Source organism: Microbacterium sp. UBA7513, assembly GCF_002478345.1.
In the GTDB taxonomy this organism is placed as follows: Bacteria; Actinomycetota; Actinomycetes; order Actinomycetales; family Microbacteriaceae; genus Microbacterium.
Genome location: NZ_DLNJ01000008.1, coordinates 1 through 12623, shown reverse-complemented (window position 1 = coordinate 12623; position 12623 = coordinate 1). Strand labels below are relative to the sequence as shown.

The window sequence follows — 12623 nt, the reverse complement described above, 5'->3', positions numbered from 1 at the left end:
ACTACACCGTCCCGCGCGGCGGCAGGCCATGGTCCACGAGGCGTGCGATGCGCTTCTCGATATCGTCGGGAACATCGCGTAGCTCAGCCACCGTAAGGAGAGCCTCCGAGACCTCCCCAGCGGTCACCGGGTCGCCGATATTCAGCCGCTTCGCGATCTGATTGAGGTTGCCGCCGATATGCGCGATGTGATTGCGAATCGGACCGAGCTCGTACCCGAGCCGATCGGAGATGTCGGCCAGGCCCCAGTCGGTCACGTTCGGGCCCTGGCGCTCGATAGCCAGCGCCCTCGCTTCCACCTCGGCGGCACCCTCACGGTCAGTAATGAGCAGGCGCAGAGCTTCGGAGAAGGAGACCTCTTCGAGGTCGCGTCCGGAGGACTTGGCCAAAGCTCGCCGCACGTCGTCGACGGCTCGTTCCTCGTCGTCGCTGAACCTCAGTGTGCGGCGCTTCGCAAAGTTGACGACCCTCTTCCTCGGACGACGCGGCGTCGCTTCGCTCGCCTTGCCGGTCCTCGTCATCAGGTCGTCCCCTTCGCTCGGTTCTTTGTGCAGTCTGGGCCTTTACTTCCCCGCTCCGCGAGGGTGGTCCCAGACTACACAAATAACGGCAAGCAGTTTATCCGTCAGACATATCGCTGCGCTCCTGTCCTTGGATACTCCTTGGTCAGGCCTCCGGCCCGACACCCGGATGAAGGCTCCCGCCTCCACGCACAGGTCGTGGCGCCACCTTCCGAAACGGAGAAACCCCATCAGCGCCTCTTCGAGGGCAGATGGGGTTTCTCTACTCGCCGCGACCGCACGGGGCCGCGGGCGACGCAACGCTCAGGCGGCTGGCTGCTTGACCGCCGTCGGCGTGCTTGAAGTCGTCGCGACCAGGGCCGGAGAAGCCGCCTGCGGCGGTCTCTCAGCTGCCTGAGCAGGAACCTGACGATCACTGCCGACTGGTTGCGTCGTAGGCTGCTCCTCAATTGATAGCAGGACGGTGACAGCCTCGATGAGGCGAGCAGCGCGCTTGGCCTCGTCCTTATCGGACGTGACCTCGTAGCGGCCGTGCTTGCCATCACGAATGATGGGTGGTTCAGGCTGGACGTCGAGAAGCTCGTACAGCTGCTCGACGGCGTCACAGCGTGCGAACGCCGCGACCTTGATCGCGTCGTTCACGTTCTTGTCGTAGGCGTCCTGCTCGGCCTGCAGCGCGGCGATCTGCGCAGCTCGGAGCTGACTACGGGTCCTTCGCATGGTGTTCTCCTAACGGTGCGGTGTAGTGGTCAGCCCCGATCAACGGGGCTCGGTCTTAGGTGGGGCTACGGTCTCCTCGCCCCTACCCGGAGGTGCAAAGGGATCGCTGCCGACGTACTGGTCCAGGTCAGCAACGCTGATACCGAGAGCCGTGAGTTCGTCCGCGAGTCGTGAGGTCAGCGCTCGGGACCGCTGCAACGGCGTGTCCCACTCGGAGCGCCAGCCGGCAGTGCAGCCGGGCGTCCGGCAAGTGATAGGGAAGCCCGAGCTCGCAGCGGATCCGTGGTCGGTGGCGCATGAGGCGGTGGCCCCGTTCGCCATGAACCTAGCGATCCACGCTCGAACGTCTTCAGCGACGAACTCGCGGGTCAGTTTCACGCTCGCAAGATCCGCATCGGAGATGGCGGAATCCGGAGGCACCAGAACCCAAGTCTTGGAACGCTTGGTGGTCGGGTCCGGCTTGATCTCGTCGATCTGCCACCCTGCCTTTCGAAGATCCGGAGCCACTCGCCGGAGCTTGCCACTCATGCCACGAGGCTCGGGCCAATAGCGATCGTCCGAGGGTCTGCGCAAGAGCTCGTGAAGGGCCTTGCCGGTACCCGTCCAGCGACGTTTGATCGTCTCGGTGATCGCCACCAGGAACTGGTCGGTGCTCACGATGTCCTCGGCGACAGAATCTTGCGCCCGCCGGTAACGGCTCAGAGTGTCTGACCCCGTTGCATGATCAAGAGCGGCCAAGATCTCGGCGAAGTCCGCCATCCGAGGCTTGTTGCCGAGTTTCACGACGGGCAGCTGCTGCAAGGTCAGAACAACAAGGTCCAACAATGCACCCACCATCGAGGCGTAGCTCGCGTTCCAAGCGGAGTTCAACTCGCGTTCTGAGCGACGCCTGTCTGCGGGGATCACCTCAAGATCTCCCCAGACGCATCGCTCGGCGAGGTCGCCGTTGAGAACGCCGATATCGATACTGGTGAATCCCAGGACGCCCTGCACCTGCATGATGCGCACGTCGTCGTCGGTGTACAGCGCGCGGTCGACATCAGCTTCACCGGTCACGAATCGGCACAAGCCGTCCGACAACCAACGCGGCATCGACGACATATTGTCGAAGACCACGCCGCGCGAGTGAGCCCCGGCGTGAAGCAGCCGGTCCGCATCGTTCGGTGGGCGCCTCACCGGCGCGGTGGTCGGATCGAACAGGGAGAAGAGCCGTCGTGCACTACTGGTCTTGGCGGTTCCCTGTTCACCGAGCAGAGCCAAGGCCGGGCACGGAAGACCGACAAGGATCGTCGCAGCGACGAGCCAGCCGATGATCAAGCCGCGGTCCGAGGCCGGCAGATTGACGAACTCCCACAATGCGTCGAGGTTTCCGCCGCGCGCAGGGACGGGCAAAGGGGCGGTCACGGCGGTGCGGCGAAACAGCACGGGAAGGTCATCGTCGCCGTCGAGGATCTCCCAGCCGGCTGCCGTCACGCGGATGACCTGCTCACTGCGATCGCCGATGTCGATGAAGATCTCGTCGTCGCTGGGGCGCGCCGTGCGCAGGTGCAGCTTGATGGGCTCGAAACTCTCCTCCGCCTCGTACTCAAGCGCGCTCATCGCCTCAGTCAACGCGTTCTGCGAGGCTGTGCGAGCGGTCCGACGCCGGTACATGCCGCCGAGTTCCTTGCGGACGGAGCGTCTGCTGCCGAGGAGAGGAATCGCTACGTGACCGCCCTTGCGAACACCGAAAGGCTTGCCATCGGTATCGACGTGAAGGTCGTAGTGATCGAGGGCCAACTCAACGAGCTGCTGCGCGGTGGACCGCTTCCCGAGCGCCTCGGGGATATCGCGGTCTTCAGGTACGCTGGTGGTAGTCAAATGCAGGATCTCCTTTCAGATCCGCCATGGGGTCGCCGAGTTGCAGCTCGGTGGCCCTTTTTGTTTCTTCCGTATGGGTAGTGCTCGCTCAGGGTTCGAGCGTGATGTCGATCTTGTGGTTGCGGTCCCTTCGTATCCGCGCCTGCACCCTGCCGTGCGCGTGTTGAGCACCAGCAGGCCGCTTCGGGGGCGAGGCAAGAGCAGGCACGCTCCCGGGAGCCGAGGAAGATCGGTAGTGCGGAAGTCACCCCCGCACTTCTCCTGCGCGGACTGCACCTATTTCGCCTCCGAGGTGCCAATAGAGAAGTGATGGGGTTCCGTCCGCATCTCCGCTCCCGTGCGCGGGTTATCTAGGCGACGGCGGGGCGCGCCACGTGCGGAACACCACGCGGAACGTGTCGGTCCCGACAGTTGCCTCGAAGTTCCGCACGGTTTCCGCGCGCAATGGGTCCGGCGAGGACGCATCACATCGCCGGCTCGAGCTGCTCCTCGATCCAACGGTCGACATCGGCCTGACGCCAGCGAACAGCGGCGCCGATCTTCACGGCCCGGGGGAGCGGCTCACCGAGCGACCGCTTGCGGTAGATAGTCGACACAGACATGCCGGTCTGGGCGGAGAGATCGTGAACGTCGAGGAGGGTGTTCGTCGTCTGTGTCATGCGGAGTCCTTTGATAGCGAGTACCAGAAATTTGTAACTTGTGAGGTACCGTAACACAAGCTACATGATTCTGGTAACTTGTAAGCATGGAATCAATGGCATACGCGGAAGCGGTGGGCGGATTTCTTGCCGCCTACCGGCGGCGGCACGGGATTACCCTTGAGGCGATCGCGACCGTTGGACGCGATTACGGAGCAACGTGGAGCCTGTCTAGCGTCCAGGCGATTGAGCGGGGCAAGGCTGCGCCGACGGTTCCGACGCTTCTCACGCTCGCACTCGCACTTGGAAAGCTCTCTGGTGAGCCGCTTCGACTCGCCGACCTTCTTGGGGCTGCGGAGTTGCTGGAACGGCCGTACGAGCTCCGTGAGGATCAGCCCGTGCGGCGGGAGTGGGTCAACCGCGTACTGTCGGGCGCACCGATCGCGCTCGAGGATGGCGACTATGCGCACGTGGGCGCCGCGCCGATAGGTGGGGATCACGAGTGGGACGAGGAACTCGAGATGGCGGCCCTTGAGCATATGAGGGTGCACGGCAGGAAGTCCGAGTCGTATGACCAGGTGGATGCACAGTGGGGGGCCATGACGGAGGTGCCCGACCGTGACACGCGTCAGAGCGCTCGTCGGCCTAGTGTGAGCCTTGCAGAGTCTCGGGCGGCAAAGAAGCTTGGGATACGCCCACCTCTGCTTCAGCAGTACGCGGCGCGACTCTGGGGCCATTCCCTTGAAGTCGAGGCCCTGCTCCGCGCCGGCGAGGACAGCACGCCGCAGGCGCGTGGGCGCGTCACGCGTGTGCTCATTGACGAACTCCGCGCATCCACCGACGGTGAAGTCTGATGGCCAGACCTCGAATGGCGATCGGAACCTACGGCACCATCCACGTGGCCGAGGTTCAGCCGGGGAAGTGGCGTGCCCGCACGCGGTATCGTTTCGCGGACGGCAAATCCCGCCAGATCGAGAAGCACGCGCCGAGCAAGGCCAAGGCGACGGCCGCGCTGAGGCATGCGCTGACCACGATCGAGGCCGACCGCGGTGGCGAGCTGAAACCGGCAACGCACCTCCGCGCCCTCGGCCAGAGGTTCTTGGAGTCCCGGCGTGAGTTGGGGCGCTCAGAAGGCACGCTGGAGACCTACGGCTATGCAGTCACCGCTCATATCGCGCCCCGGATCGGCGACCTCTCAGTCGCCGAGGCCACACCTGAACGGCTGCAGAAGTTCCTTAACGCCGTTGAGAAGGAAGCCGGCCCGGGGGCAGCAAAGAACTGCCGATCGGCGCTGAGTGGCATGCTCGGCCTAGCGGTGCGGAACGGGGCTTTGTCGCACAACCCCGTGCGTGAGCTCGAGCGCGTCACCCAAAGGAAGAAGAAGGGCAGCACCGCAATCCCGTTGGACGAACTGCCGATGTTTCTCCAGCGCGTCCGTGAGGACGAGAAGCTCAACGAGTGGGACACGGTGGATCTGATCACGTTCATGCTCGCGTCAGGGTGGCGAGTGGCCGAGGTGTGCGCGCTCGAAGCGAGCGCTATCGACTTCGCCGCCGGCACAGCTTCCGTTGTCGCGCAGAATGTGCGTGTGAAGGGGCGGGGAATTGTGCGGCAGGAGTTCGCGAAGACCGACAAGTCCGCGCGTACCACCCACTTGCCGGAAGCGACCATGCTCCTCCTTCACAAGCGGCACGAGAGGCTGCGCGCCGATACCAACCTCATCTTCCCGACTCCGCTGATGCGCCCTCGCGATCCCTCGAACACGCAGCGGGAGCTTCGAGACCGTCGCGACGGCCTGGGGTACCCGGGATTGTCAACGCACGCGTTCCGAAAGTCGGTAGCCACGATTCTTGACAAGGCTGGACTGTCCGCGACAGAGATCGCCGACTACCTCGGACACGAGAACCCGAGCATGACCCAGGACGTGTACATGAACACCATCAAGGGCTCCACCAAAGCTGCAGGCATCATGGGCCAGAAGCTGGACGGGCTGATCTAATCCGGTGCGAGAAGCAGCCCGGGGCGGAGTGAGGAGAGGGCTTCCGCTCTACCCGATCGTAGTGTCCGTGGCTGCGGATACGATCCATCGATGACTGATGAGCAGCCGCCGGCGCCTGATCCTGCGAGCGGGCTGAATCTTGCGGACGAGCTGAACCGTGACTTCTATTCGCATTCACCATCGCAGTACCTGCGAACTCGAATCGCGTTGCTCGTCGCCCTCGGCGACGCCGATGCCGCCTTGCATCCCGCGCTCGTTGGAGGTGTCCGTGCGTGGGGTATGGGCGTCGAGCTAGAGGTGCCACTAGACGACGAAGAGATCGACGGATTCGCTGTGGTCGAGTCGATCTCGATCATGTACCTCGCGGCGGAGGCACTCCTGCGGTTGTACTTCGCGCACGTGGAACCGGAGCCTTGTCCGCCGCTGAAGCTCTCGTCGTTGACGAGCTTCGCGAAGTTCAAGCAGATGGCGGGCGACTTGTTGACCAGCCCTCCGCGCAATGAGCTATTGCGCGAGGTATTCCGCGGCAGGCTCGATGCGCCTGCTGAGGTATCCGCGGAGGCATGGACAGAGGACGCTGACGTCCTTCGATTTCTCTTGACTCGGGCAGCCGCGCTGCTCGCCCGCGAGGCTAACGTGTACAACTCGACGAAGCACGGGCTTGCAGTGCAACCTCGGAAATCCGGGCTGCGCCTCGGTAGCGAGGAGGACCCGAATGGCGTGATCATCGACCACCACGGACCGTCCATCCGGTTCCTCAGCAAGGGTCCTAGCGCCGAAGAGGGGGTGCAACAGTGGCGAGAGACGATCCAGTTCGCGTTCCCTTCCATCAACCTCGCAGTTGCATCCGCTTTCGCCGACGAGATCGACGCGATCCACGCGGTGGCGAAGGCGCGCTTGACTGGTGAACAGGGCTCAGTGACGATTCGTCAGCGAGCGTTGATTGACCACCTTCGTGCCGTGCCCTTCGCTAGCAACTACACGGGGCTTCTATCTCTGGGGATGCATCGAGACTTTGGGGTCAGGATTGGGCGCTAGTTGCGTTCGGGCGACGCTGCTGCCTGAGCCTGATAGTGCGGAGTTTGTGCGGAGTCCACGACTGAAAACCCCAGAGCCTGCCCGGAGGGAGGCAGTCGCTGACGCGGAAAAACCCTGATAAGCGCATAAAAGAACCCCCGCGATGTAGAAGCTACGCGAGGGTTCCAGTGGCTCCGACCGGCATCGATCCGGTGACCTTTCGATTTTCAGTCGAACGCTCTACCAACTGAGCTACAGAGCCGCGCGGCGATGATGCTGCCGCGTCCTAGACGAAGAGCCCTCTCCGAAGAAAGAGCTCGTCGCACGGAGCGACCCTGACGGGACTTGAACCCGCGACCTCCGCCGTGACAGGGCGGCACGCTAACCAACTGCGCTACAGGGCCATACTGGTGTTTTCAATTGTATCGGATGGAGTGACCCCAACGGGATTCGAACCCGTGCTACCGCCGTGAAAGGGCGGCGTCCTAGGCCGCTAAACGATGGGGCCGAGTCAGTCCCGGGGGACTTCCTTGCCGACGCTCAAGCATAAAGGATCATCCGGGCAAATCGCGAATCGAGCCCGGAACCCGCTTCCCCCGGGCGTGTTCGAGCGAGACCATGGAGGGTGCGGAGGTGCCGTTTCCGGCGCTCCGGGAGTCTGGTGCTGGTGTGAAAGTTGTTGTTACTGTGGCATCTGTGAAACCGGCGGAAGGGGCCGTGTGAACGACAAGACCACGCAGGATGCGGCACTCGCGGCATCCGCGGACTGCGGGTGTGCGCCCACCCCGACGGAGCGACGCACCCTCTTCGGCGACGGCATCAGCCGCCGCGGTGCTCTCGGACTCGGCGCGCTCAGCGTCGTCGCCCTCAGCGCGTTCGGCATCTCGTCCGGAGTCACGGCCGCCCACGCCGCGTCCTACCCGAGCTGGGACGACGTGCAGAAGGCCAAGCAGAACGAGGCCTCCAAGGCCGCAGAGGTGAAGCGCATCGAGGGACTGATCCAGTCCCTCACGCAGAAGGTCTCCGAGACGCAGGCCGCCGCCGAGGTCGCCTCGACCGAGTTCTACAACGCGCAGCAGGCCTACTTCGCCGCGATCGCCGAGGCCGATTCGCTGCAGGAGAAGGCGGACACGCAGGCGGCCGTCGCCGACGAGTCCGCCCGCAAGGCCGGTCAGGTCGCCGCGCAGCTCTACCGCAACGGCGGTGACGACACCTCGCTGGAGCTGTTCTTCGCGGGCTCCGCAGCCAACGCCGACGAGCTCCTCGCCCGCCTCGGGTCGATGGACAAGCTCCTCGAGTACAACCAGACCGTCTACAACGACGCGGTCGCCGCGCGGAACTCCGCCCAGTCGCTCAGCGACCAGGCGGTCGTCGCCCGGGACGAGCGCGACCGGCTCCAGAAGATCGCCGAGGAGAAGATGGTCGCGGCGCAGCAGGCCGCAGACGCCGCGCAGGCCGCGCTCGACGAGCAGTCCTCCAACCTCGCCACGATGCAGGCGCAGCTCGCCGCGCTGAAGGACACCACCGCGACCACCGTCGCCGGCTACCAGAAGGGCGTCGAGGAGCGCGAGAAGGAGCGTAAGCGCCGCGAAGCCGCCGAGGCCGCCGCGAACGCCGGGGGGAACAGCGGCGGCGGCGGGACCCCGGGAAGCGGCGGCTGGGTGCGTCCGCACGGCGGCTACCGCAGCTCCGGTTACGGCCCCCGCTCGCAGCAGTGCAACGCCAACGGCTGCTCGTCGAGCTGGCACTACGGCGTCGACCTCGCGAACGGCTGCGGCGCGGCGATCTACGCCGCCCACTCGGGCACTGTCGACGCCGCGTTCTACAACGGCGGGTACGGCAACTACGTCCGGATCCAGCACGGCGGCGGTATCGCCACCGGCTACGCGCACATCAAGCCCGGCGGCTTCGCGGTCCGGAACGGCCAGTGGGTGCGCGCCGGCCAGGTCATCGCGTATGCGGGCAACACCGGCGGCTCCTTCGGCTGCCACCTGCACTTCGAGGTCTACATCAACGGCCGGTACACGAACCCCATCGACTTCATGGCGAGCAAGGGCATCTCCGTCTGACGGACGGCCGGACAGCAGAAGACCCCCGGACGCCCGGCGTCCGGGGGTCTTCGCTTCGACAGGCTCAGCGACCCAGAGAAGGTCAGCGACTCCGGTGGGGTCAGTGGCCCTGCTCGCCGAAGCGCACGATGGCCTCGTCGAGGATGCGCTGCGCCTCGGCGGCGTTGCCCCACTCGTCGACCTTGACCCACTTGTTGGGCTCGAGGTCCTTGTAGTGCTCGAAGAAGTGCGCGATCTCCTTCTTCGTGTACTCGGCGATGTCGTCGATGTCCTGGATGTGGGCCCAGCGCGGGTCCTTGGAGAGCACGGCGACGAGCTTGTCGTCCCCACCGGCCTCGTCGCTCATCTTCAGCACGGCGACCGGGCGGACCTCGACGACGACGCCGGGGTAGATCTGGTGGTCGAGGAGCACCAGCACGTCGAGCGGGTCGCCGTCCTCGCCGAGCGTGTTGTCGAAGTAGCCGTAGTCGGCCGGGTAGCCGAAGGTCGTGTAGAGCACGCGGTCGAGGTGCACTCGCCCGGTCTCGTGGTCGACCTCGTACTTCACGCGGCTGCCGCGCGGGATCTCGATGACGGCGTCGTGTGCGCCCATGCGTGTGCTCCTCAGGAAGATCGGTTGGATGCCGCCGACCAGCCTACTCGGGGGTCGCGGATCCGACCGTGACGGACGAGACGGTGCCCTAGCGTGGAGGGATGCCTTCCCTCGACCCCGCCGTCGCCGAGATCCGCCTCGCCGTGCGCACCGCGCTCGCCGATCTGCCGGAGGGCTCGACCGTCGTCGTCGCGGTGTCCGGCGGTGCCGACTCGCTCGCACTGGCGGCGGCCACCGCGTTCGAGGCCGCGAAACGCGGGGTGCGTGCGACCGCGGTGACGGTCGATCACGGCCTGCAGGACGGGTCGGCCGAGGTCGCCGCCGAGACGGCACGCGTCGCCGGACGGCTCGGGCTCGAGGCGCTCGTCGTCCGCGTCGAGGTCGACGGCGACGGCGGGCCGGAGGCGGCCGCGCGGGATGCGCGGTACCGCGCGCTCCAGGAGGCGGCGGGCGACATCGGCGCGCGGGCAGTCCTGCTCGGACACACCCTCGACGACCAGGCGGAGACCGTCCTGCTCGGGCTCGCGCGCGGCTCCGGGGCGACGAGCCTGCAGGGCATGGCGCCGGAGCGGGAGGACGAGGACGGCCTCCGGTGGCTGCGCCCGCTGCTCGGCGTGCGCCGCGAGACCACCTGTGCGTTCTGCGCCGCGGCGGAGCTGCAGCCCTGGGACGACCCGCACAACACCGACGACCGCTACACGCGGGTGCGGGTGCGTCGCCACGTGCTCCCGGTGCTGGAGGCGCAGCTCGGCCCAGGCATCGCCGAGGCACTGGCCCGCACCGCCGAGCAGCTCCGGGAGGATGCGGATGCGTTCGACGAGATGACCCACGAGACGATCGAGGACATCGTCGAGCACGCCGAGGCCGGCATCTCGGTGAGCGTCGCCGCGCTCGCCGCCAACCCCGCGGCGCTGCGCAACCGCATCATCCGGCTCGTGGTCGACAGCGAGTTCGGGGCGAGCCTGAGCCGCACGCAGACGATCGAGGTCGCCCGCCTCGTGACCGACTGGTCGGGTCAAGGGCCGATCGACCTGCCGGGGTGCGCCGCCGTGCGCCAGGGCGGCCGGATCGTGTTCACCGCCGCGACCCGCTGAATCGCGGACCGCGGCGGCGTCACGTCCTACTTCTTGCCGCCGAAGAGGCCGCCGAGGATGCCGCCGAGGTCGATGCCGCCGCCGGAGCCGCTCTTGCCGCCGCCGAGGAGGCCACCCAGCACGTCACTCAGCCCGCCGCCGGAGCCGGAGTCGCCGCCGCCGAGGATGCCGCCGATGACGTCGCCGATCCCGCCGGAGCCCTCCGTGCCCGCGTCCGCCTTCGCCGTCTTGTCCTTCGTCGCGTTGGCGATGAGACCCATCACGATCGGCGCGAGGATGGGGAGGAGCTTTCCGAAGTCGATGCCCGGGGTCGCCTTCGACTCCGTCAGCTCCTTCGTGACCTCCTTCTCCTTCCCTCCGAGGATGTGGGAGACGATCTTCTCGCCGTCCTCCTGATCGATGTCGTCGACCGTCGCCGGGCTCGACGCACCGCGGTGCTTGCCGAGAGCCTTCTCGATGGCCGCCGACCCCTCGGAGCTCTCCGCGTTCCTGGCCAGCCCGCCGAGCAGCACGGCGCCGCCCTGCTCGACCGCGACCTTGGCCTCGTCGCGCGACACTCCGAGCTTCTGCGCGATGTCGTCGAGGGGGACCTGGCTGAGGATGTCGTGAGTCGCCATGGGGATCTCCTTCCGTCGGGGCGTCCGCCCGCGTCACCGTCAGAGTAGTGCGGTGCCGCCCGCGCAGGGGAGGCACGCGCGCGAACGGAGCACACGGCCGCATCGCCTAAAATCGATCCATGCGCGCCGCGGAGATCCAGGACGACCTTGCACAGATCCTCGTCACCGAGGAGGAGATCCACGCCAAGCTCGACGAGCTCGCGGCGCAGGTCGCGAAGGATTACGAGGGCAAGGACCTCATCCTCGTCGGCGTGCTGAAGGGCGCGGTCATGGTCATGGCGGACTTCGCGCGCGCGCTGCCGTTCCACGCGCCGATGGACTGGATGGCGGTGTCGAGCTACGGCGCCAGCACGAAGTCGAGCGGTGTCGTGCAGATCCGGAAGGACCTCGACACCGACCTGCACGGCAAGCACGTGCTCATCGTCGAGGACATCATCGACTCCGGCCTCACGCTGAGCTGGCTCCTGGAGAACTTCGGGTCCCGTGGCGCGGAGTCGATCGAGGTCCTGGCTCTGCTGCGCAAGCCGGAGGCCGCGAAGGTCGAGATCGACTGCAAGTACGTCGGCTTCGACATCCCCGTGGAATTCGTCGTCGGCTACGGGCTCGACTACGCCGAGCGCTACCGCAACCTCCGCGACGTCGCCGTGCTGGCGCCCCACGTCTACAGCTGACGCTTCGACAGGTTCAGCGACCCAGCCTCGGGGCGTTGCGCCGTGGGTGAACGCACAGCGGCCCCCTAGCACGGAGGCGATACGCTGATCCGACCATGGATGTGAAGAAGCTCACCCGCAATCCGCTGATCTACGTCGCTCTGATCGGCGTGCTGCTCTTCGGCGGATTCCTGCTGATCTCGAACCTCGGCGCGCCGAAGCAGATCACGACGCAGGAGGGGCTCGAGCTCCTCTCCGGCAAGACCGTGACCGAGGTCACCACCACCGACGGCGATCAGCGCGTGGACATGACGCTGTCGAAGCCGTACGAGGGCTCCGAGAACGTCCAGTTCTACTACGTCGAGGCCCGCGCCGACGAGGTGGTCGCCGCGATCGATGCGGCCGCTCCGAAGGACGGTTTCAACGACGCCGTGCCGCGCGCGACCTGGTTCGACGGCTTCCTCTCCCTGCTGCTTCCCCTCGTGCTGCTCGGTCTGCTGTTCTGGTGGCTCCTGTCGTCCATGCAGGGCGGCGGCGGCAAGGTCATGCAGTTCGGCAAGTCCAAGGCCAAGCTCGTCAACAAGGAGACCCCGACGGTCACCTTCGCCGACGTCGCCGGTGCCGACGAGGCCATCGAGGAGCTCCACGAGATCAAGGAGTTCCTGCAGGACCCGGCGAAGTTCCAGGCCATCGGCGCCCGCATCCCGAAGGGCGTGCTGCTGTACGGCCCTCCCGGAACCGGAAAGACCCTCCTCGCCCGCGCCGTCGCCGGTGAGGCCGGAGCTCCGTTCTACTCGATCTCCGGTTCCGACTTCGTCGAGATGTTCGTCGGTGTCGGCGCCTCCCG

Annotated in this window: 13 protein-coding genes and 3 tRNA genes; 7 read left to right on the top strand and 9 right to left on the bottom strand. The window is 66.3% G+C overall.

Going from position 1 to position 12623, the window contains the following annotated elements; all coding sequences use genetic code 11:
- Position 1: 1 nt before the first annotated feature.
- From mobC to B2W79_RS04385, 4 genes are all read right to left on the bottom strand, one after another.
- Positions 2-520: a plasmid mobilization relaxosome protein MobC gene (gene mobC / locus B2W79_RS04400; protein ID WP_029266142.1), complete on the bottom strand. Its 519-nt coding sequence runs from the start codon at positions 518-520 to the stop codon at positions 2-4.
- Positions 521-823: 303 nt separating this feature from the next.
- Positions 824-1240, bottom strand: a complete 417-nt coding sequence (locus B2W79_RS04395; protein WP_029266140.1) for a hypothetical protein — start codon at positions 1238-1240, stop codon at positions 824-826.
- Between the two features lie 39 nt (positions 1241-1279).
- Positions 1280-3100 (bottom strand): hypothetical protein, encoded by a 1821-nt coding sequence (locus B2W79_RS04390; protein ID WP_051667911.1) that lies wholly within the window; start codon positions 3098-3100, stop codon positions 1280-1282.
- Positions 3101-3564: 464 nt separating this feature from the next.
- Complete coding sequence (locus B2W79_RS04385) at positions 3565-3759, bottom strand: helix-turn-helix transcriptional regulator (RefSeq protein ID WP_062635491.1); 195 nt, start codon at positions 3757-3759, stop codon at positions 3565-3567.
- Between the two features lie 95 nt (positions 3760-3854).
- On the opposite strand from B2W79_RS04385, the gene B2W79_RS04380 reads away from it, so the two are divergent.
- The 3 genes from B2W79_RS04380 to B2W79_RS04370 all read left to right on the top strand — a co-directional run bounded on the left by B2W79_RS04380 (position 3855) and on the right by B2W79_RS04370 (position 6775).
- Positions 3855-4592 carry a helix-turn-helix domain-containing protein gene (locus tag B2W79_RS04380; protein WP_062635493.1) on the top strand — a complete coding sequence of 246 codons (738 nt, stop codon included), beginning with the start codon at positions 3855-3857 and terminating at the stop codon, positions 4590-4592.
- Positions 4592-5737, top strand: a complete 1146-nt coding sequence (locus B2W79_RS04375; RefSeq protein ID WP_051667910.1) for a site-specific integrase — start codon at positions 4592-4594, stop codon at positions 5735-5737. Before B2W79_RS04380 ends, B2W79_RS04375 begins: the two co-directional genes overlap by 1 nt.
- Before the next feature lie 90 nt (positions 5738-5827).
- Positions 5828-6775: a hypothetical protein gene (locus B2W79_RS04370; RefSeq protein WP_029266130.1), complete on the top strand. Its 948-nt coding sequence runs from the start codon at positions 5828-5830 to the stop codon at positions 6773-6775.
- Positions 6776-6943: 168 nt separating this feature from the next.
- Here B2W79_RS04370 and B2W79_RS04365 read toward each other — a convergent pair.
- The 3 genes from B2W79_RS04365 to B2W79_RS04355 form a co-directional block, all read right to left on the bottom strand.
- Positions 6944-7016, bottom strand: a tRNA-Phe gene (locus B2W79_RS04365).
- A gap of 68 nt (positions 7017-7084) precedes the next feature.
- Positions 7085-7158, bottom strand: a tRNA-Asp gene (locus B2W79_RS04360).
- A gap of 31 nt (positions 7159-7189) precedes the next feature.
- Positions 7190-7262 (bottom strand) — tRNA-Glu (locus B2W79_RS04355).
- A 211-nt stretch (positions 7263-7473) separates the two neighbouring features.
- Between B2W79_RS04355 and B2W79_RS04350 the strand changes: the two genes are divergently transcribed.
- Positions 7474-8823, top strand: coding sequence for a M23 family metallopeptidase (locus tag B2W79_RS04350; RefSeq protein WP_292787473.1), 1350 nt, complete (start codon positions 7474-7476; stop codon positions 8821-8823).
- Positions 8824-8923: 100 nt separating this feature from the next.
- Here the strand turns inward: B2W79_RS04350 and B2W79_RS04345 are convergent, their stop codons facing one another.
- Positions 8924-9415, bottom strand: a complete 492-nt coding sequence (locus B2W79_RS04345; RefSeq protein WP_071327680.1) for an inorganic diphosphatase — start codon at positions 9413-9415, stop codon at positions 8924-8926.
- Positions 9416-9516: 101 nt separating this feature from the next.
- On the opposite strand from B2W79_RS04345, the gene tilS reads away from it, so the two are divergent.
- Positions 9517-10509 carry a tRNA lysidine(34) synthetase TilS gene (gene tilS / locus B2W79_RS04340; RefSeq protein ID WP_292787470.1) on the top strand — a complete coding sequence of 331 codons (993 nt, stop codon included), beginning with the start codon at positions 9517-9519 and terminating at the stop codon, positions 10507-10509.
- Positions 10510-10535: 26 nt separating this feature from the next.
- Here tilS and B2W79_RS04335 read toward each other — a convergent pair whose 3' ends face one another.
- Positions 10536-11126 carry a DUF937 domain-containing protein gene (locus B2W79_RS04335; protein WP_071327678.1) on the bottom strand — a complete coding sequence of 197 codons (591 nt, stop codon included), beginning with the start codon at positions 11124-11126 and terminating at the stop codon, positions 10536-10538.
- A gap of 119 nt (positions 11127-11245) precedes the next feature.
- On the opposite strand from B2W79_RS04335, the gene hpt reads away from it, so the two are divergent.
- Together hpt and B2W79_RS04325 are read left to right on the top strand one after the other, a co-directional pair.
- On the top strand, positions 11246-11797 hold the full coding sequence (gene hpt / locus B2W79_RS04330) for a hypoxanthine phosphoribosyltransferase (RefSeq protein ID WP_071327677.1): 552 nt from the start codon (positions 11246-11248) through the stop codon (positions 11795-11797).
- A 95-nt stretch (positions 11798-11892) separates the two neighbouring features.
- Positions 11893-12623: ATP-dependent metallopeptidase FtsH/Yme1/Tma family protein (locus B2W79_RS04325; RefSeq protein WP_292787465.1), on the top strand; the 731-nt coding region annotated here is incomplete at its 3' end.

Bases quoted from the DNA above. Each gene is read 5' to 3' on its own strand.
- mobC (WP_029266142.1), bottom strand. From the start codon at position 520: ATGACGAGGACCGGCAAGGCGAGCGAAGCGACGCCGCGTCGTCCGAGG.
- B2W79_RS04395 (WP_029266140.1), bottom strand. From the start codon at position 1,240: ATGCGAAGGACCCGTAGTCAGCTCCGAGCTGCGCAGATCGCCGCGCTG.
- B2W79_RS04385 (WP_062635491.1), bottom strand. From the start codon at position 3,759: ATGACACAGACGACGAACACCCTCCTCGACGTTCACGATCTCTCCGCC.
- B2W79_RS04380 (WP_062635493.1), top strand. From the start codon at position 3,855: ATGGCATACGCGGAAGCGGTGGGCGGATTTCTTGCCGCCTACCGGCGG.
- B2W79_RS04375 (WP_051667910.1), top strand. From the start codon at position 4,592: ATGGCCAGACCTCGAATGGCGATCGGAACCTACGGCACCATCCACGTG.
- B2W79_RS04370 (WP_029266130.1), top strand. From the start codon at position 5,828: ATGACTGATGAGCAGCCGCCGGCGCCTGATCCTGCGAGCGGGCTGAAT.
- B2W79_RS04345 (WP_071327680.1), bottom strand. From the start codon at position 9,415: ATGGGCGCACACGACGCCGTCATCGAGATCCCGCGCGGCAGCCGCGTG.
- tilS (WP_292787470.1), top strand. From the start codon at position 9,517: ATGCCTTCCCTCGACCCCGCCGTCGCCGAGATCCGCCTCGCCGTGCGC.
- B2W79_RS04335 (WP_071327678.1), bottom strand. From the start codon at position 11,126: ATGGCGACTCACGACATCCTCAGCCAGGTCCCCCTCGACGACATCGCG.
- hpt (WP_071327677.1), top strand. From the start codon at position 11,246: ATGCGCGCCGCGGAGATCCAGGACGACCTTGCACAGATCCTCGTCACC.